The 19965-nt window shown below is 69.8% G+C and carries 15 protein-coding genes; 1 reads left to right on the top strand and 14 read right to left on the bottom strand.

Annotation, left to right across the window (positions count from 1 at the left end):
- The 4 genes from FGD71_RS30605 to FGD71_RS30590 all read right to left on the bottom strand — a co-directional run.
- On the bottom strand, positions 1-3711 hold a 3711-nt coding region (locus FGD71_RS30605), incomplete at its 3' end, for an Rne/Rng family ribonuclease (RefSeq protein WP_140935983.1).
- A 236-nt stretch (positions 3712-3947) separates the two neighbouring features.
- Positions 3948-4760 carry a TIGR03936 family radical SAM-associated protein gene (locus FGD71_RS30600; protein ID WP_119103786.1) on the bottom strand — a complete coding sequence of 271 codons (813 nt, stop codon included), beginning with the start codon at positions 4758-4760 and terminating at the stop codon, positions 3948-3950.
- A 184-nt stretch (positions 4761-4944) separates the two neighbouring features.
- The gene (locus FGD71_RS30595; protein ID WP_119103785.1) at positions 4945-6429 is read right to left on the bottom strand and encodes a hypothetical protein; all 1485 of its coding nucleotides are present in this window, start codon (positions 6427-6429) and stop codon (positions 4945-4947) included.
- A 15-nt stretch (positions 6430-6444) separates the two neighbouring features.
- Positions 6445-6978, bottom strand: a complete 534-nt coding sequence (locus FGD71_RS30590) for a GNAT family N-acetyltransferase (protein WP_119103792.1) — start codon at positions 6976-6978, stop codon at positions 6445-6447.
- A gap of 302 nt (positions 6979-7280) precedes the next feature.
- On the opposite strand from FGD71_RS30590, the gene FGD71_RS30585 reads away from it, so the two are divergent.
- A complete protein-coding gene (locus tag FGD71_RS30585) occupies positions 7281-7964 on the top strand; it encodes a DUF899 domain-containing protein (RefSeq protein WP_119103791.1) in 684 nt (227 codons plus the stop codon).
- A 175-nt stretch (positions 7965-8139) separates the two neighbouring features.
- Here the strand turns inward: FGD71_RS30585 and FGD71_RS30580 are convergent, their stop codons facing one another.
- The 10 genes from FGD71_RS30580 to FGD71_RS30535 form a co-directional block, all read right to left on the bottom strand.
- Positions 8140-8550 carry a hypothetical protein gene (locus FGD71_RS30580; RefSeq protein ID WP_119103784.1) on the bottom strand — a complete coding sequence of 137 codons (411 nt, stop codon included), beginning with the start codon at positions 8548-8550 and terminating at the stop codon, positions 8140-8142.
- A 274-nt stretch (positions 8551-8824) separates the two neighbouring features.
- On the bottom strand, positions 8825-9010 hold the full coding sequence (locus FGD71_RS30575) for a hypothetical protein (RefSeq protein WP_119103783.1): 186 nt from the start codon (positions 9008-9010) through the stop codon (positions 8825-8827).
- 1 nt (position 9011) lies between these two features.
- The gene (locus FGD71_RS30570) at positions 9012-10976 is read right to left on the bottom strand and encodes a TIGR03960 family B12-binding radical SAM protein (RefSeq protein WP_119103782.1); all 1965 of its coding nucleotides are present in this window, start codon (positions 10974-10976) and stop codon (positions 9012-9014) included.
- 40 nt (positions 10977-11016) lie between these two features.
- Positions 11017-12582, bottom strand: coding sequence for a CYTH and CHAD domain-containing protein (locus tag FGD71_RS30565; protein WP_119103781.1), 1566 nt, complete (start codon positions 12580-12582; stop codon positions 11017-11019).
- Between the two features lie 56 nt (positions 12583-12638).
- Positions 12639-13247, bottom strand: a complete 609-nt coding sequence (locus FGD71_RS30560; RefSeq protein WP_119103780.1) for a hypothetical protein — start codon at positions 13245-13247, stop codon at positions 12639-12641.
- 66 nt (positions 13248-13313) lie between these two features.
- Positions 13314-14513 carry a rod shape-determining protein RodA gene (gene rodA / locus FGD71_RS30555; protein WP_119103779.1) on the bottom strand — a complete coding sequence of 400 codons (1200 nt, stop codon included), beginning with the start codon at positions 14511-14513 and terminating at the stop codon, positions 13314-13316.
- The gene (gene mrdA, locus FGD71_RS30550; protein ID WP_119103778.1) at positions 14510-16762 is read right to left on the bottom strand and encodes a penicillin-binding protein 2; all 2253 of its coding nucleotides are present in this window, start codon (positions 16760-16762) and stop codon (positions 14510-14512) included. Before mrdA ends, rodA begins: the two co-directional genes overlap by 4 nt.
- Before the next feature lie 131 nt (positions 16763-16893).
- Positions 16894-17565, bottom strand: coding sequence for a rod shape-determining protein MreD (gene mreD / locus FGD71_RS30545; protein WP_119103777.1), 672 nt, complete (start codon positions 17563-17565; stop codon positions 16894-16896).
- A 13-nt stretch (positions 17566-17578) separates the two neighbouring features.
- Entirely contained in the window at positions 17579-18532 is a 954-nt protein-coding gene (gene mreC, locus FGD71_RS30540) for a rod shape-determining protein MreC (protein ID WP_119103776.1), read from the bottom strand.
- Positions 18533-18672: 140 nt separating this feature from the next.
- Complete coding sequence (locus FGD71_RS30535) at positions 18673-19692, bottom strand: rod shape-determining protein (RefSeq protein WP_059131610.1); 1020 nt, start codon at positions 19690-19692, stop codon at positions 18673-18675.
- Positions 19693-19965 lie beyond the last annotated feature (273 nt).

Raw genomic sequence — 19965 nt, 5'->3', positions numbered from 1 at the left:
CGGCGAACCGGCGGGCGCGGAGACCTTGCGGGTCGCCCGGCGGCGCGTACGGCCCTTGGGCGCGGCCTCGTCGGCGACCGGAGCGTCGGCAGCCGCGGCAGCGGCCTCGGCCACCGGGGCCTCCACGACCGGGTCCTCCGCAGCGGCGGGCTCCGACTGGGCGACGGCGGCCGGCTCCGGCCGCACGGGGCGCGCGACCTCGTCCTCGGCCGTCACGCTCTGCGCCGTCGGGGCCTCGGCCCTGCGCTCGGGCTTGCGGGAGTCGGGCCTCGGCGCACCCGCCGGGGCCGACGCGCGACGACTGGCCCGGCGCCGCGAACGGCCACGCGTTGCCGCGGCCTCCGCCTCGGCGGCGCTGCTGAAGAGCTCCTCGTCGGGCTCGAACTCGGGCCCGGCCAGCGCGACGGGCGCGGCGACCTCGGCGGCCACCTCCGCCTCCGTCTCGGCCTCCTCCTCGACCGCCTCGACGATCGAGGCCGGGACCTGCTCGGGCACGGTCTCGGCACCGGCACGGGCGCGCTTCTTGCGCTTGCCGCCGCCTCCCGCGGAGGTCGGCTGCTCCATGTGCACGATGACGCCACGGCCGTTGCAGTGGACGCAGGTCTCCGAGAAGGACTCCAGCAGGCCCTGGCCGACGCGCTTGCGCGTCATCTGCACGAGGCCCAGCGAGGTGACCTCGGCGACCTGGTGCTTCGTACGGTCGCGTCCCAGGCATTCCAGCAGACGCCGCAGGACCAGATCCCGGTTGGACTCCAGGACCATGTCGATGAAGTCGATGACGACGATGCCGCCCAGGTCACGCAGCCGCAGCTGGCGCACGATCTCCTCGGCCGCCTCCAGGTTGTTCCTGGTCACGGTCTCTTCGAGGTTGCCGCCCTGACCGGTGAACTTGCCGGTGTTGACGTCGACCACGATCATCGCCTCGGTCTTGTCGATCACCAGCGAACCACCGCTCGGCAGCCAGACCTTGCGGTCCAGCGCCTTGGCGAGCTGCTCGTCGATCCGGTACGTCGCGAAGACGTCGACCTCGCTCGTCCACTTCTGCAGACGCTCGGCCAGGTCGGGGGCGACATGGGAGACGTATCCGTGGATGGTCTCCCAGGCCTCGCCGCCGCTGACGATGACCTTGGAGAAGTCCTCGTTGAAGATGTCGCGCACGACGCGGACGGTCATGTCCGGCTCGCCGTACAGCAGGCTCGGGGCGTTGCCGCTCTTCGCCTTCTTCTGGATGTCCTCCCACTGCGCCTGCAGCCGCTCGACGTCACGGCGCAGCTCGTCCTCGCTCGCGCCCTCAGCGGCGGTGCGCACGATGACGCCCGCGTCCTCGGGGACGATCTTCTTGAGGATGGTCTTCAGGCGCGCGCGCTCGGTGTCCGGGAGCTTGCGGCTGATCCCCGTCATGGACCCCTCGGGGACGTAGACGAGGTAGCGGCCCGGCAGCGAGACCTGGCTGGTCAGGCGGGCGCCCTTGTGACCGATGGGGTCCTTGGTGACCTGGACGAGCACCGACTGGCCGGACTTCAGCGCGCTCTCGATGCGGCGGGGGCCGTTGGCCATGCCCAGCGCCTCGAAGTTGACCTCACCGGCGTACAGGACGGCGTTGCGCCCCTTGCCGATGTCGATGAAGGCGGCCTCCATCGACGGCAGCACGTTCTGGACCTTGCCCAGGTAGACGTTGCCGACGTACGAGGTCGACTGCTCCTTGTTGACGTAGTGCTCCACGAGCACGTTGTCTTCCAGGACGCCGATCTGGGTGCGGTCGCCGTGCTGCCGCACGACCATCACGCGCTCGACAGCCTCACGGCGGGCCAGGAACTCGGCCTCCGTGATGATCGGAACGCGGCGGCGGCCCTGCTCACGGCCTTCGCGACGACGCTGCTTCTTGGCCTCCAGACGGGTCGAGCCCTTGATGGACTGCACCTCGTCGGACGGCTCGTCCTTCTTGCGGGGCTCGCGCACCTTGACGACCGTGCGCTCGGGGTCACCGTCGCCCGGCTCGGCGTCGACGGGCGTTTCACCGGTGCGACGACGGCGACGCCGACGGCGACGGCTGCTGCTGGAGCCACCGCCCTCCTCGCGCTCCTCCTGGTCGTCCTCTTCGGTCTGCTCGGCGGTGTCCTCGGCGTCCTGCTCCGCCTGCTCGGCGGCGACGTCCTCGCTCTCCGCGGCCTCGCCGTCCGCCTCGGCGGACTCGCCCCGGCGACGCCGACGGCCACCGCGACGACGCCGACGGCGCGAACCGGTCTCCTCGGCCTCGTCGCCCTCGGCCGACTCCTCCTCCGCGGACTCCTCGGCCTCGTGGGTCTCCTCGGCCTCCGCCTTGGCGGCCGGCTCCTCCGCCGCGCCCCTGCGGCGACGACGCCGACGCGGCCCGGTCTCCTCCTCGACGGGCTCCGGAGCCGCCGCCGTCTCGGCGACTGCCTCTTCGTCCGCTTCGTCCGCTTCCTCCGCGGCCTCGGCAGCGGCGGCGGCCGCAGCGCGCTCCGGTGTCTGGAACATCGGCTCCGTGAACACCGGGGGCTGGAAGACGGCGACAGCGGGCCGTGCGGGGCGGCGCGCGGACTCTTCCTCGGCCTTCTGCTCCTCGGCCTGCGGCGTGGGCGTCTTCGGCGCGGGCGCGGAGAAGCCGCCGGCCGCCTTGCGGGTGGCGCGACGGCGCGAACGACGCGGAGCGGCGTCCTCGGCGGCTGCCTCCGGCTCGGCGGTGGTGGTGTCGGTGGCGTCGCCAGTGGTGGTGGTGCTGGCGTCGGTCTGGTCGGTCTCGGCAGCGGCCACAGGGGCCTCCCTGCGCTCGTTACGGACAGCGGCCGCGGCGGTCTCCGCCTCAGCGGACGGCGCCGCGGTCTCAGCGGTCTCCGCGGCCGGCGCGCCTGTGGGCGCGGCAGCGCGGCGTGTGGCGCGGCGGCGCGAACGACGCGGGGCGGTGTCCTCGGTCTCGGTGGTCTGCTCCGGCTCGGCGACGGCGGCGGGCTCGGTCTGCGGCTCGGTGATGCTCTGCGCCGCCTCGGCGACGGGCGCGGTGGCCTCGTCGGATGCGGCAGTCGTGAGGGCCGCGGTGTCAGCGGCCTCGGCGGCCTTGGGCGCACCGGCGGGGGCGGACGCACGACGCGACGCGCGACGGCGCGTACGAGCGGCGGGCGCGGCCTCGTCAGCGGCGGGCTCCGCCTCGGCAGCCGCGGAGGCGGCGGGCTCGGCGGATGCGGCTGCCTCGGCCGCGGGCTCCTCCACGGCCGGAGTAGCCGGAGTGGTCGCAGTGACCGGAGCCGGGGCTTCGGCGGCCTTGGGCGCACCAGCCGGGGCGGACGCACGACGCGACGCGCGACGGCGCGTACGAGCGGCGGGCGCGGCCTCGTCAGCGGGAGGCTCGGGCTCCTTGGCAACGACCGTCTCGGGCGTCTCGGGGGCCTCGGGGGCCTCGGGGGCCTCGGCCACCTCTGCAGCCTCGCTGGTCACCGACGTCTCTTCGGCCGCGGCGGTCTCAGAGGCAGCGAGGGTCTCAGAGACAACGGCGGTCTCGTCGATCTCCTCCACCGCCAGATCGGCGGAGGACGCTGCCGGTATGGCCGGAGCCGTGGTCTCGGCCGCGGCTTCGGACGTCGCCGCGGGCGGGCCCGCGGGGCGGGACGCGGCACGGCGGCGCCGACGGGGCGGCAGGGTGTCGCTGGGGGTGTTGTTCTCAGAACCCTGAGTGGGTTCGTTCGGCTCGAGCATGCGGGTGGATCTCCCGTCAGGCTCCCGGGCGCCGCGCCGGATCCGGTGACGTCCGCGGCTCGCGCGATGCGCGGTGCCGCCGTCCGGGGCGCGGGCGCCGCTCGGGAGCTCTCTGTGTCCTGTCTCGCCGGTTCCGTACACCATGTGTGCGTACGGCCTGGCGAAAGTCTTGTGGTCGGTGCGCTGCCCGACCCAGGTGGCTCCCGAGTACAAGGGCGGCGCTACGACATCCGTCCTTACGCGGGACCTTCCGGCGCCGGCGCCTTCGCGGCGGCAGCGACCGCGACCCCAGGAGAATCGGCTGGGGCGGCTGCCACTGCCTCGCGGTCGGGCGCGAGCGGGTCGGTCACCGTGCCGGTCTCTTCATCGAAAAGCCCCTGCGCCAGCCTGGTCACCGCTGCGGGGACCGGCGGCGCCAGGTCGGCCACAGCTCGGAGACCGGACAGGACGTCGTCGGGTCGAACGGCAGGCGTCACGTGCCGAACAACCAGCCGCAGTATCGCACAGCGCTGGTCGGTCGGCCTATCAGCCTGTGGACTGTGCGTCTCGGGGCCGACACCGTGCGCCTCCAGGCTCGCGACCGCGGCGCGGGCATCGAAGGTGCGCATACCGTTCTTCATCTTGCGCTGGACCTCGACGGTTTCCGCCTTCTGGAAGGCGTCGACCGCGCGCTCGGCGTCCGCGAGGACCACGCCGTCCAGGCGCAACTCCCAGACGGAGGCCGTGAGCCGGTCGGCGAGCCCTGACGTACGGGCCTCGACCGCGTCGATGATGTCGAGCCCGGCGGGCAGCGACTCGTCGAGGAGCGCACGCAGCTTGTCGGGATCGCGCGCCTCGGTGAGCGCGATCTCCAGGTATTCGGCCTCGCTGCCCGTGCCGGTGGGTGCGGCATTGGCGTACGACACCTTCGGGTGCGGGGTGAACCCCGCCGAGTACGCCATCGGCACCTCGGCGCGGCGCAGCGCACGCTCGAAGGCACGCTGGAAGTCACGATGGCTGGTGAACCGGAGGCGGCCGCGCTTGGTGTAGCGCAGTCGGATGCGCTGCACCGCGGGTGCGGGCGGCGGGCCTTCGGGCTGTCGCTTGCCCAGTGGTTCTTCTCCTCGGTGTGAGGTCCTCGGTGTGGGGCGGTGCGCGGTGCGCCGCCTCGTGGACGTGCGGTTGGACCTGGGCGTCCCCGCGTCAGCGGGGACGGCTCCGAAAGACGCCTCTTCGGCGTCAGCCGGTTCCGGATCACCCCCGCGTGTGCGGGGGAAGGTCGTCGCGTCCGGACTCACCACCCAGGGTACGCGCAGAGAGCACGGCGGGTTCCCGCACTCCCTTGGTCAAGGACACCGGCACGGGGGTACGCGGCGCCCCGAACAGCATCCGCCGGATGTCGGCCCGGGCCTGGCGCGCGCTCTCGCGGGCGCTCGCCACGGCCTGCCGGACGCTGCGTCCCACGCTGCGCGCGGCCTCCGCGGCGGGTCGCCAGACCGCGTCCCGCACGAAGTGCCCGACGGGGGTGAGCAGGTCCTTGTAGAACCACCGCACCGGTTCGACGAAGATCCACCTGAAAAGACGCCCGAGGAATCGTCCGACGGCAAGCGACACATACCCGGCGACCCGCCACGCGTGCCCGAGCGCCGCGCCGATCTCGCACGCGACGGCGACGATCCCCCGCCCGACCGGCACGAGCACCCCACGCCACAGGGCGACAGCAGGCACGACAAACACCCACCGCAACAGCACCCCGACCCCCACCACAAGCCGGCTCACGCCCGCCCAGACACCACGCCCGAACCACGCCACACCAACCCACACACCACGCCCGAACCACGCGATGCCGGCCCATAGGCCTCGCCCGAACCAAGCGATACCGCCCCACGCGCCGCGCCAGGCCCACGCGACCCCGGCCCACAGACTCAGCGCGGCCCATACCACCCCGGCAGCGACACCCCGCGCCAGCCAGACGACCCCACGCCCGACCGGCACGAGCACCCAACGCCACAGGGCCACGGCAGGCACGACAAACACCCACCGCAACAGCGTCCCCACCGCCACCACAACCCAGCTCACGCCCGCCCAGACACCACGCCCGAACCACGCCACACCAGCCCACAGACCGCGCCCCACCCAGGCGACGCCCCGCCCGACCGGCACAAGCACCCAACGCCACACGGCGCCGGCCGACGCGACGGCCAGTGTTCGCCACAACCAGGCGCACCCGGCGCCGAACCCCCGCAGCGCCCACACGATCCCGTGCCCGAGAGGCGTCAGTACGCGCGTGTACAGCCACACGGGGAACACGATCAGCAACACGTGCCCGAGCCGACCCAGAGCACGGCCGACGGGCGCGATCACGTATCGCCACAGCGCCACCCAGGGCCAGACGAAGACCAGCTTGCCCAGCCACGTCAAGGCGGTGTCGAGGCCGGTCATCAGCCACACGAGGAAGGTCACGAGTCGATCGGCCAGCCACACAACTGACCGTCCGACTGAGGTGAGCAGGCCCCCGACCGCCCGCCCCAGCGGCCGGAACACCGCATCCTTGAGAAAACGCGCAACGGCGACCAGCGCGTCCCACGCCATCCGCACCGGTACCACCAGCACGAACACCACGATGCGCACGGGAACGCGGATCGCGACCGCCAGACACCCCTCGGCCTCAGGGGCCCGCGCCGCCTCGTCCTGCCGCCGGTGCGCAGAGGCTGCGGGCGGCGCCTTCTCCAGGTCCATGGCGACGAAGACGCGTCAGCGGTCGGTACGGATCCAAAAGCGCAGCTTTTCTCCCCGCTGGTCCTCGAACTCCCCGCCGTTGGCCTCGATGACCTTGCGGGAGCCGATGTTGGTGGTGTCGCACGTGACGAGGACGCGGTCGAGGCCGAGGGCACGCGCATGCGGCAGGACCTCGCGGAGCATGGCCGTGGCGTGCCCGTTCCTGCGCGCGGTGGGCCGTACGCCGTAGCCGATGTGGCCGCCGACCTCACGGAGGTGGGGTGTTAGACGGTGGCGTACCTGGATCCGGCCGAGATAGGTGCCGGCGTCCACGTACCAGTACCAGGTGCCGGGCACGAAGCCCTCGGGACGGAATCCCGCCTCCAGCTCCTCCTCGCGGACCGCGGCAACATAGCGCGCGAAGCCGTCCGGTTCGTGCCAGCTGTCGCCGTACACGGCGAGCTCCCGCTTGAGGGTGTTGCCGAAGTACTCGTCCTCGGCGATGTTCTCTCGCACCGCTTCAAGGAAGGAAGCGCGGAAACGCGGATCAGGGGTGATGAGCTGCGGCATCGCCCGATTGTGCCGCGCCGGCACGACAACCGGCCATGGATTTCCGCCGAGCCCTCACCCGACGACCCCACCCGAGCGACATATGAGCATGCGTCAGCCGCCCGCGGCGCAGGGCGTTGGTCCCACGACGCGAGGCAGTCAGACCGCACGCACGGCTTCCAAGGCGTCCTGCCCTTCGTCCCTGTGATGTGGATCGAGGGATACGAGCGCTGTTTTGTTTTCTCTCGTGGACGTGCACCCATGCCCGTGGCGGACGACCCTGGACGCATGAGCCCGCACCGAACTGGAAGGTGAACGTCGCGATGAAGACGCCCCCGATCGTTTCACCGCAAGAGTGGGAAACTGCGCGCCAGCAGCTGCTTGGGGAGGAAAAGCGCTTGACCCACGCCCGTGACGCACTGGCCGCCAAGCGCCGGCGGATGCCGTGGCAGGCGGTGGAGAAGGAGTATGAGTTCGACGGACCCGACGGTAAGGCGAGTCTGCTCGACCTGTTCGAGGGACGGCGTCAGCTGATCGTCTATCGCGCCTTCTTCGACCCCGGGGTAACCGGCTGGCCCGACCACGCTTGCGTCGGCTGCTCCATGGTGGGTGACCACGTTGGCCACCTTGCTCATCTGAACGCCCGCGACACCACCCTCGTCTTCGCCTCCCGCGCGCCGCAGTCGGAGATCGAGCGTGTCAAAGCACGGATGGGCTGGACGATGCCCTGGTACACGATCACCGACGATTTCGATGCCGACTTCGGCGTGGACGAGTGGCACGGAACGAACGCGTTCATTCGCGAGGGCGACCGCGTGTTCCGCACCTACTTCATCAACGCACGCGGTGACGAGGCGTTGGGGACCACCTGGAGCTATCTCGACATGACCGCCCTGGGACGGCAGGAGACATGGGAGGACTCGCCCGAGGACTATCCCCAGACCCCGCCCTACGAATGGTGGAACTGGCACGACGAATACGGCGCCGCCGAGCCCGCACCCCAGTAGGGCGCCCGTTCAGCCGGCAGACGCCGCCTGCTTCACCGTCAGCGGCAGCAGCTTCCTGCCCGTCGGACCGACCTGGATCTCGGTGTCCATGGCCGAGGAAGGACCAAGAGCAAGCGACGCAGCGGGAGTGACTTTCGACCACCGCAATTGGGGTGATTCGGGCACCGCAGACCGTTCAGTAGCTGGCAGTGCGGTTGAAGCTGGTGATGTTGAGCTTGACGCTCTTCACACTCGTGAGCGTCGTAGGGTACTCACCCCGGACGGTCTGGCCAGGTTGCACGTCAGTCTCCAGTTGAGAGCCGTTCGTAAGTCGGGTGCCGCTGGCGTCGACCGCCTCCCAATCCCATGAGTAGTTGGACTGCTCGCTGCTGCTGTTCTTGATCGTCCAAACGACCCAGATATTGGAGATACCGGCTTCTGAGCGATCGTCCAGCTGGAAGCTAATGAGGTCCGCTCGTTCGCCCCGGGGTTCCTGCGTCTTCTCGCGCGGCGTCGTGTCGGTGGTGGTCTTAGTGGGCGCAGGTGTGGTGCTCTCATCGCCATCCCCCAGCGCGATCACCAGCACAACCACGACGATGATGATCACAGCGGCCAGGGCGCCACCGCACCCCCAGAGACAGGCACGACCTCGCTGCTTCTTCTGCGGAGGCCCGGCGGGAGACGCCCACTGCCTAGAAGGGGGAGGACCATTACCCGGACTTCCCCACCGAGGACCGCCAGCAGGCGGCTCACTCGCCGGCATGTCTGCCTCCTCCGTAGCGATATCGCCACGCTAGGAAGCAAGGGCGCACCTCGCGAGCTGAGAGCAGCCACTCAGGCGACACCGTCACCGAGTACGGCTCTCCCAGGCTGTCAGCCTCTCAGACCCACTCCACCTCGGAATCGACAGCCGTCGAGCCTCCACCAGGCGGCAGCGGCGTTCTCGGTGCCTCCCGCGCGATCCCCTGCCGTCCGCTCTGAGCGCCGAGCGTCCTGAGGACGGCAGCCGCCTCTTCCTCGCTGCCGTCCCCCAGGACCTCTACGATGCGCCGCAACGCCTCACTCACGTCAGTGAGCGTGCCCGCTCGTCGCAGCCGCACCGTTCTTGACCGTCAGCGGCAGCAGCTTCTTCCCGCTGTTGCTCACTTGTGGCCATGTGTCGAACTGCGGGCACACCCCACAGTCAAAGCAAGGCGTCCACCGGCAGTCCTCGACCTCCGTCTCGTCGAGGGAGTCCTGCCAGTCCTCCCAGAGCCAGTCCTTGTCGAGGCCGGAGTCGAGGTGGTCCCAGGGGAGGACCTCCTCGTAGGTGCGCTCGCGGGTGGTGTACCAGTCGACGTCCACGCCGTACGCGGGCAGCGTCTTCTCGGCGCACTGCATCCAGCGGTCGTACGAGAAGTGCTCGCGCCAGCCGTCGAAGCGGCCGCCGTCCTCGTAGACGGCGCGGATGACGGCGCCCACGCGGCGGTCGCCGCGGGACAGGAGCCCTTCCACGATGCCCGGCTTGCCGTCGTGGTAGCGGAAGCCGATGGAGCGGCCGTACTTCTTGTCGCCGCGGATCTTGTCGCGGAGCTTCTCCAGGCGGGCGTCCGTCTCCTCGGCGGAGAGCTGGGGCGCCCACTGGAACGGGGTGTGGGGCTTCGGGACGAAGCCGCCGATCGAGACGGTGCAGCGGATGTCGTTCGAGCCCGAGACCTCGCGGCCCTTCTGGATCACGCGCGTCGCCATGTCGGCGATCTGCAGGACGTCGTCGTCCGTCTCGGTCGGCAGGCCGCACATGAAGTACAGCTTCACCTGGCGCCAGCCGTTGCCGTACGCCGTCGAGACCGTCCTGATCAGGTCCTCTTCCGAGACCATCTTGTTGATGACCTTGCGCATGCGCTCCGAGCCGCCCTCCGGCGCGAAGGTCAGGCCGGACCGCCGTCCGTTGCGCGTCAGCTCGTTCGCCAGGTCGACGTTGAAGGCGTCCACGCGGGTCGACGGGAGGGACAGACCGATCTTGTCCTCCTCGTACCGGTCCGCCAGGCCCTTGGCGATGTCGCCGATCTCCGAGTGGTCGGCGGAGGACAGGGACAGCAGGCCCACTTCCTCGAAGCCCGTCGCCTTCAGGCCCTTGTCGACCATGTCACCGATGCCCGTGATGGAGCGCTCGCGCACCGGGCGGGTGATCATGCCGGCCTGGCAGAAGCGGCAGCCGCGCGTGCAGCCCCGGAAGATCTCCACCGACATACGCTCGTGGACCGTCTCGGCGAGCGGGACGAGGGGCTGCTTGGGGTAGGGCCACTCGTCGAGGTCCATGACCGTGTGCTTGCTGACCCGCCACGGCACACCGCTCCTGTTCGGTACGACGCGGCCGATGCGGCCGTCCGGCAGGTACTCGACGTCGTAGAAGGCCGGGATGTAGACGCTGCCCGTCCTCGCGAGGCGGAACAGCACCTCCTCACGGCCGCCGGGACGTCCCTCCGCCTTCCAGGCGCGGATGATCTCGGTCATGTCGAGCACGGCCTGCTCGCCGTCGCCGATGACCGCCGCATCGATGAAGTCCGCGATCGGCTCGGGGTTGAAGGCGGCGTGGCCGCCGGCGAGGACGATCGGGTCGTCCAGTCCCCGGTCCTTGGATTCGAGGGGGATGCCCGCCAGGTCCAGGGCCGTCAGCATGTTCGTGTAGCCCAGCTCCGTGGAGAAGGACAGGCCGAACACGTCGAAGGCCTTCACCGGCCGGTGGCTGTCCACCGTGAACTGCGGGACGCCGTGCTCACGCATCAGCTCCTCGAGGTCCGGCCACACGCTGTACGTGCGCTCGGCGAGCACGCCCTCGCGCTCGTTCAGGACCTCGTAAAGGATCATGACGCCCTGGTTGGGCAGCCCGACCTCGTACGCGTCCGGGTACATGAGCGCCCAGCGGACGTCACAGGCGTCCCAGGGCTTGACCGTGGAGTTGAGCTCTCCGCCGACGTACTGAATCGGCTTCTGCACATGCGGGAGCAGAGCTTCGAGCTGCGGGAACACCGATACGGCGGCTTCGGCAGGCATCTCGCGAACTTTCGTGAGCTGGCAGGGGGGACCCTCAACCCTAACGCGTTCGGCGGAGCCCTCCTGACGCGGCGGAGATCGTCGCCCACGCCTCGGGCAGCTCCCGCTCGGCCGCCGCCGCGCGCTGTTCCTCCCTGCCGTACAGCACCCCGTAGGTGAAGGAGCTCTCGCCCGCCGCGTGCGCCTGGGCGGCCAGGTCCCCCAAGGCGTGACGGGTCATCACGCTGTCCTGGTGATCGCCGAGCAGTCCCTGGAGTGCCTTCATGTCGCGGACCAGCTCGACGGCGGGCTTCCCCAGCGCCTCGGCGGCCGCCTCGGCCGCGTACCGGGTGCGCTTGGCCTTCTTGCGGGCCTCGTGCATCGCGAGGTCGCGGTCGTGGCCGGACGGGTGGTGGAGCGCCTCGTCGACGAGGCCGGACAGCCGTCGGAAGTCGCGCCGCACGGCCTTGCCGATCACCTTCCCGGGGTCGCCCGTGGCGGCGTCGAGCAGCGGCGGCTCGGCGACGAGCGCGTCGAGGACGTCGAGGAGCACCAGGTACCGCCGGCCGTCGAGGACCCCGATCAGCCGGCGGCGGGAGCCGCCGCTGCGGGCGTGCGACCAGGTGCGCAGCCGGGTGCGGACGGGGCCGGTCAGCAGCGGGCGCGGCAGCTCGCCGAGCGCGGCCGTGAGCCGTTCGGTGAGTACCTCCTGGTCGCGGTCGACGCCCAGTTCACCCGCGAGCCACTTGAGCTCCTCGCCGATCGGGTCTGTGACCGTGCGGTCCAGGACCTTGGCGTACGAGCGGAAGCAGCTGCGCATGCGGCGGGTGGCAACGCGCATGCGGTGTACGGAGTCGGGCAGGTCGCGGCGGACGGCGGGGTCGAGTTCGACGATCGCGTCGCGCTGGGCGCGCAGGTAGGCGAGCACGTGGTCGGCCGGGGTGACCGGCTCCTGCGGATCCTGCTCCTTGCGCTTGTTCTGTTTCTTCGGCGCCTTCTTCTGTTCCTTCTTCGGTGCCTTCTTCGGCCCCGGTGCGGTCTCGGCAAGGGCCCGCGCCAGCTTCGACGACGCCCCGGCGGGGCGGACGCCCGCCTTGCGCAGCCGTTTGTCCACCTTGTCGAGGAAGGCCGGGTCCCCTTCGTCGGCGAGTTCCACTTCGATCTCGGTCCACTGGGCCGTGCCGCCCTTTCCGGTGAGCCGCTCCGCCTGTACGGCGTCCACGCTGACCTCGGCGAGCAGCCCGCCGTCCGCGTCGAGGAGGTGGCGGACGTCACGGGCGGAGTGGAGGCGGACGACGGGCAGCAACTCGGTGTCGCGGACGCGGGAGCGGACGAGCCCGGCCAGGGTGCGCGGCAGGGTGTCGGAGAGCGGGGCCTGGATCTCGTCCCGGACGCCGGGGGCGACCGGGAACTTCAGGTGCCAGCCCTCGTCGGCGCCTCCGGTACGCCGACGCAGGGTGATCGAGGATGCGGCGAGGCGCTCGTCGGCGGTGTCGTAGTAGACCGCGTCCAGGTCCGCGACGCCCTTGTCGACCACGGCCGCGACCCCGGCGACACCGGTCAGGTCGGGCAGACCGCTTTCGTCGGATTCGTACTTCCGCTCGATCTCGCGCTTTGTGTCCGCCATGAACTGAATCTAGTCGTACTCGGGCCGAGATGGCACTGCCCCGGCGCGCATGGGGCTCATGAGGCGAGCAGGGCCCGCATCCGGGGCCCGTCGGGGAACGGCACGTCCTCGGCGGTCCGGGAGACGAGGTGGACGTGCGCGTCCTCGAACTGGTGGTACGACAGGGGCTCATCTCCCTGCCCGACGATGAGCACGTTGTGCTCCAGGCGCCAGGAGACGTACCGGGAGTGGTATTTCGGCTGCCGTATGTCGTAGTCGGGCAGGCCCAGGCGGTCGGTGAAGCGCTGGACGACGGTGTCGAAGTGGGCGTCGAACTCCGGACGCCAGGCGCCTTCCTCGCTGGCCCAGCCGGGCGTTCGCGCCCAGCAGTCCTCTTCGAGCAGGTCGTCGCCGATCCAGTAGAGGTAGGAGAAGGGAAGGCAGAGCGAGCCGTCGCCGTCGCAGGTGACGAAGTGCCCCTGCGGCGAGATGAAGTTCGCCTCGGGGACGTCGGGCGTCTTCTCGTAGTCGGGGCCGCGCACCGCTTCCAGCCAGTCGCGCCAGCCCAGGCCGAGCAGCCGCGCGGTCACCGCCTCGTCGTCGGTCAGGTCCAGCTCCGTCAGGCCGATGAGCTGGTCGGCCAGGTCGGGGGTGACCGGGCAGAGGGCCACGCGTTCGTCGGACATCGCTCTCTTTCCTGCCAGGGCTGTCGAGCCCCAGGGCATGTCCGGCGGATCATGGCCGGACAGGCCCTAGGCCGACATCGGCCGCTGCACCCTGATCGACTGCAGGAGCCCCACGGCCACCCACACCGCGAACATCGACGAGCCCCCGTACGAGACGAAGGGCAGCGGTAGTCCCGCCACGGGCATGATGCCGAGGGTCATGCCGACGTTCTCGAAGGACTGGAAGGCGAACCAGGCGATGATGCCGGCGGCGACGATCGTGCCGTACAGCTCGGTCGTCTCGCGGGCGATGCGGCAGGCACGCCACAGCACCACGCCCAGCAGCACCAGGATCAGTCCGGCGCCGATGAAGCCGAGTTCCTCGCCCGCGACCGTGAAGACGAAGTCCGTCTGCTGTTCGGGGACGAACTGGCCGGTGGTCTGCGAGCCCTTGCCGAGTCCGGTGCCGAAGAGGCCGCCCGAACCGATCGCGATGCGCGCCTGGTTGGTGTTGTAGCCGACGCCGGCGGGGTCGAGCTCGGGGTTGGCGAAGGCGGCGAAGCGGTTGATCTGGTACTCGTCGAGGATCCCGAGTTGCCAGACCGCGATGGCGCCGACGGCACCCGTCCCGATGAGGCCGAGCACCCAGCGGTTGGAGGCGCCGGAGGCGAGCAGCACACCGAGCACGATGATGACCATGACCATGACCGAGCCGAGGTCGGGCATGAGCAGGACGATCAGTATCGGCACGGCGGCCAGTCCCAGGGCCTGCAGGACCGTGCGGTGGTCGGGGTACGGCTTGTCGCCGGCGTCGACCCGGGCCGCGAGCAGCATCGCCATGCCCAGGATGATCGTGATCTTCACGAACTCGGAGGGCTGCAGCGAGAAGCCGCCGCCGAGGACGATCCACGCGTGCGAGCCGTTGATCGTCGCGCCGAGCGGGGTCAGCACCAGCAGGATCAGGAACACCGAGATGCCGTACAGGATCGGCACGGCCGTGCGCAGCGTGCGGTGCCCGAGCCAGACCGTGCCGACCATCAGGGCGAACCCGATGCCCGTGTTGAGCAGGTGCCGGACCAGGAAGTAGTAGGGGTCGCCCTGGTTGAGTTCGGTGCGGTTGCGGGTCGCCGAGTAGACGAGGGCCGCGCCGATCACGGAGAGGGCGATGGCCGCGAGCAGTATGGGCCAGTCGAGCCTTCGCGCCACCGAGTCGCGGGCGAACAGCCGTGCGAGGGTGGAGCGTTCAGGGCCGTACCCGGAGACCGAGAAGCTGTTCGCGCCGGTCATGTGGTCCTCCGCCTCTTCTTGCGGCGGGCAGCGCGCCTTCGGTTGTCGCGGTTGTTGCCGGTGCCCGGTGAGGGCGTGGTGGCCGCCGGGTCGTTACCCGTCGCCGCCTGCTGCTGGTTCCGTTCGGACGCCTGCTCTTTGATCGGGTCGTACTTCTTGATCTTCGGGGCGTCGATCGAACCGTCCGGCTCGATCTTCGGCAGGCTCTTCTGCGGCTGGTACAGCAGGGCCTTCTTCTTGTCGATCGAGCCGTCCTCGCCGACCCCGTACAGCGCGTTGTAGATCTTGCGCACGGCGGGGCCGGAGGCACCGGATCCGGTACCACCCTGGGAGATGGTCATGACGACCGTGTAGTCCTTGGTGTACGTGGTGAACCATGAGGTCGTCTGCTTGCCGTAGACCTCGGCCGTACCCGTCTTGGCGTGCATCGGGATCTTGTCCTGCGGCCAGCCGCCGAACCGCCAGGCGGCCGTACCGCGGGTCGCGACTCCCGCGAGGGCTTGGTCTATTTCGTCGCGCGTCGTTCTGCTCATCGGCAGCTTGCCGTGCGACTTGGGCTTGATCTCCTGGATGTGCTTGCCGTCGGCGCTGAGGATCGCCTTGCCGACGGTCGGGTTGTAGAGGGTGCCGCCGTTGGAGATCGCCCCGTAGATGGTCGCCATCTGGATGGGCGTGACGAGGGTGTCGCCCTGGCCGATGGAGTAGTTGACGGAGTCACCGGCGCGCAGCCTGTTGCCCTCCAGGCAGTTCTCGTAGGCGATCCGCTCGGCGTACGAGCCGCTCTTCTTGCCCTGCTTGCACCAGGCGTCCTTGTTGGCCTTCCAGTAGTTCTTCTTCCACTGGCGGTCGGGGACGCGTCCGGTGACCTCGTTCGGGAGGTCGATGCCGGTCTCCTTGCCGAGGCCGAACTGGTGGGCCGTCTTGTAGAACCAGTCCTTGGCCTTCTTCTTCGGCTTGTTGCCGCCGTCCCGGTTCCACTCCTCGTGCGAGAGCCGGTAGAAGACGGTGTCGCAGGAGACCTCCAGGGCGCGGCCGAGGCTGATCGGGCCGTACCCCTTGGACTCGAAGTTCTTGAAGACCTGGCCGCCGATGGAGTACGAGCTGGAGCATTCGTAGGGGCCGTTGAAGGAGTAGCCGGCGTTGACGGCGGCGGCCGTCGGGATGACCTTGAAGACGGAGCCGGGGGCGGATTGCCCCTGGATGGCCCGGTTCAGCAGCGGGTAGTTGGAGTCCTTGCCGGTGAGCTTGGCGTAGTCCTTGCCGGAGATCCCGCCGACCCAGGCGTTCGGGTCGTAGTTCGGGTTGGACGCCATGGCGACGACACGGCCCGTCTTGGACTCCATCACCACGACCGCGCCGGAGTCCGCCTTGTAGTTCGTTCCGGTGTTCCGGTCGTGCTGCTTGCGCGCCTCCTTCATCGCCTCGTTGAGCTCGTACTCGGCGACGCGCTGGACGCGGGCGTCGATGCTGGTGACGACGTTCGCGCCGGGCTTGGCCTCGTCGCTCTTGGCCTGGCCGATGACGCGGCCGAGGTTGTCGACCTCGTAGCGGGTGACGCCTGCCTTGCCGCGCAGTTCCTTGTCGTACTGGCGCTCCAGGCCGGAGCGGCCGACCTGGTCGGAGCGCAGATACGGCGAGTCGGTGTGCTCGGCTTCCTTGATCTCCTCGTCCGTGACGGGTGAGAGATAGCCGAGAACCTGCGCGGTGTTGGCGTCGCCGGGGCTCGCGTAGCGGCGTACGGCCTGGGGCTCGGCGGTGATGCCGGGGAAATCCTCGGAGCGTTCGCGGATCTGCAGGGCCTGCTTGGCCGTGGCCTCGTCGGTGATGGGGATCGGCTGGTAGGGCGAGCCGTTCCAGCACGGCTGCGGCGTCTTGGCGTCGCACAGCCGCACCTTGGCCATGACGTCCTTGGGCTTCATGCCCAGGACGCCGGCCAGTTTGGCGAGGACGGCCTTGCCGTCGTCCTTCATCTTCAGCAGATCGGTGCGGGACGCGGAGACCACGAGCCGGGTCTCGTTGTCCGCGATCGGCACACCGCGGGCGTCGAGGATCGAGCCGCGGACGGCCGGACTGACGACCTGCTGGACGTGGTTGCCGGAGGCCTCCTTGGCGTAGGCGTCGCCCTCACGGATCTGGAGGTACCAGAGGCGTCCGCCGAGCGTTCCGAGGAGGGAGACGACGAGGATCTGAATGATGACGAGCCGGATCTGGACCCGTGGGGTCCGGCCGGTTTCGGGGATGTTGGTCACTGCGGCTGCCTCCCCCTCTCAGAGCGCGTACGAGTCGGAGTCATACGAATACATGGCCGGCCTGGGCCGGTGGATGGCCGGCGGCTCCGGCAGGTGCTGTATCGGTGTGGGCTGGGGGGAGGTTGCCGCTCTCACAGGCGCTTGACCCCCTTGATGCGCCCCGCGCGGGCGACGCGCGCCTTCGCTGCCTTCATGCGCAGGCCGCCGCGCTGTCGGCCGATGCTCAGGCCCGTGCCGGACGACAGCCAGCCGGTGGAGACGTCGGTCGCCGTGGAGGAGCCGCCGGTGTCGGCGAGTGGATCGTTGTCGGCGCGCCGGGCCAGCGCCATGATCCCGGGGACCACGAAGGGTGCGAGCAGCAGGTCGTAGAGCGCGGCCGTGAACAGCAGGCTGCCCAGGCCCACATGGCGTGCGGCGGTGTCACCGACGAGGGCGCCGACGCCCGCGTACAGGAGCGTGGAGCCGATCGCGGCGGCGACGACCACGACCATCGGGCCGGTCGCGGACTTGAGCCGGCCGGTGTCGGGTTTGGCGAGGCCGGCGAGGTAGCCGATGACGCACAGCACGAGGGCGTAGCGGCCGGCGGCGTGGTCGGCGGGTGGCGCGAAGTCGGCGAGGAGGCCGGCGCCGAAGCCGATGAGGGCGCCGCCGACGTGGCCGTAGACCAGGGCGAGGCCGAGGACGGTGAGCATCAGCAAGTCCGGTACGGCCCCGGGCAGATGGAGGCGGGCGAGGACGCTCACCTGGATCACCAGGGCGACGATCACGAGGGTGGTGGAGAGCAGCATTCGGTTGGGGCGCATGGGATTTCAGCTCCTACTGCTCTTGCTGCTCTTGCTGCAGACCGTCGGCGGGCACCTGGGCCGACGGGGTGACCGTCACGGTCACCGTCGGTGTGGGGGTCGGCTTGGGTGCGGGTGGCAACACCTTGTCGCGCGGGTCCCTGCGCGGGGCCTCGACGACGACGCCGACGATGTCGAGCTTGCTGAAGGCGACGTACGGCTCGACGTAGAGCGTGCGGGTCAGGTCGCCGGCGGAGGGGTCGACGCGGGAGACGACGCCGACGGGGACACCGGGCACGAACGGCTTGTCGGCCTGGGAGCCGAAGGTGACCAGCCGGTCGCCCTTCTTGATCTTGGCCTTGCCGTTGAGCAGTTCCACGCGCAGCTGCCGGTCGCCCTGGCCCGAGGCGAAGCCGAGTTCGTCGGTGGACTCCATGCGCGTGCCGACCGTGAAGTCCGGGTCGGTGGCGAGGAGCACGGTGGCGGTGTTCGGCCCGACGGTCGTGACCCGGCCCACCAGGCCGTCCCCGTTCAGGACGGTCATGTCGCGCTTGATGCCGTCGTTGGCACCGACGTCGAGGGTGACGGTCCAGGAGAAGCCCTGGGCCGCGCCGATCGCGATGACTTCGGCGCCCTTGATGCCGTACTGCCCGGCGCCCGCCGTCTTCAGCATCTTGTTCAGCTGTTTGAGACGACTTCGGTTGCGGTCGTCGCTGCCCAGCTTCGCCTTCAACGCGGCGTTGTCTCGCTCCAGCTGGGCGATGCGGTTATGCCGGTCGCCGGAGTCGCGGACCGCCGCGATCGCGTTGCCGACGGGGTCGACCGCGGAGGACACCCCGTTCTCGATCGGGCCGAAGACCGTGGCGGCCGCCCGGCGGGCACCGTCGACGGGCGAGTCCTCGCCGCCGCGGATGTCCACCGTGATCAAGGCGAACGCGATGGCGATCAGCAGCACCAGGAGCAGCCGGCTCTCTCGTGTGTCCCTCACGTGCGGCGGCCGTGCCTTCCCTCGTCGGAATTCGTGTAGGGCTCCCCGAGCCGGGGCGCTACGGGGGAGCTTATGCCTCAATATCAACGATCCGCCGCACGAGAAGGGATCATCTCGTACGGCGGAATCGAAGAGTTACGTCATCTGCGCGGCTGAGCGTCCAGCACTTGCTGGAGCGCCTCGAACTCCTCGACACACTTGCCGGAACCGAGCGCGACGCTGTCCAGCGGATCCTCGGCGATGTGAATCGGCATGCCGGTCTCTCTGCGCAGCCGCTCGTCGAGCCCGCGCAGCAACGCGCCGCCACCGGTGAGGACGATCCCCCGGTCCATGACGTCGCCGGAGAGCTCGGGCGGGCATTTGTCGAGCGTGGTCTTCACCGCGTCGACAATGGCGTTGACCGGCTCTTCGATGGCCTTCCGCACCTCGGCCGCGGAGATGACGACGGTCTTCGGTAGACCGGAGACGAGATCCCGGCCGCGGATTTCGGTGTGCTCGTCGGAGTCGAGGTCGTACGCCGAGCCGATGGTGATCTTGATCTGCTCGGCCGTCCGTTCACCGAGAAGGAGCGAGTACTCCTTCTTGATGTGCTGGATGATCGCGTTGTCGAGTTCGTCGCCCGCGACGCGGATGGACTGTGCCGTGACGATTCCGCCGAGCGAGATGACCGCCACCTCGGTGGTGCCGCCGCCGATGTCCACCACCATGTTGCCCGTGGCCTCGTGGACCGGCAGGCCGGATCCGATGGCCGCGGCCATGGGCTCCTCGATGATGTGCACCTGGCGCGCGCCCGCCTGGGACGACGCCTCGATGACGGCGCGCCGCTCGACGCCCGTGATCCCGGAGGGGACACAGACGACGACACGGGGGCGGGCGAGATACCGCCGCTTGTGGATCTTCAGGATGAAGTAGCGGAGCATCCGCTCGGTGATCTCGAAGTCGGCGATGACGCCGTCCTTCAGCGGCCGTACGGCGACGATGTTGCCGGGCGTCCGCCCGATCATCTTCTTCGCCTCCGCGCCGACGGCGAGGATGCCGCCGGTGTTGGTGTTGATCGCGACGACGGAGGGCTCGTTGAGTACGATCCCGCGACCCCTGACGTACACCAGCGTGTTGGCGGTCCCGAGGTCGACAGCCATGTCACGGCCGATGAACGACATTGAGTTCCCCATCAGGATTCGTCTGGCCTTCCCAAGTGGAGCTTTTGATGGCTTTTTAGGTAGGCGAGGTGTAAGCGCTGCGACGTGAAGGCTTCCATCGTAGTCTCGCCTGTCCGAACACAGCGCAAGGGTCTTCGCCATTGTCAGCAGATGATGTGCCGCCCCGCTTGTGGAGACGAGCCATTGGGGGCATGCGTTCCCCCAATCGCCACGCATATGCCAGGTGACGGCCGGATTTCTCCGACAGCCGCTGGTCAGACACACACGTCGACT

The organism is Streptomyces sporangiiformans, from assembly GCF_005768555.2.
Taxonomy (GTDB): Bacteria; Actinomycetota; Actinomycetes; order Streptomycetales; family Streptomycetaceae; genus Streptomyces; species Streptomyces sporangiiformans.
The sequence above is the reverse complement of the archived record's forward strand: the minus strand, read 5'-3'. Positions and strand labels throughout refer to the sequence as shown.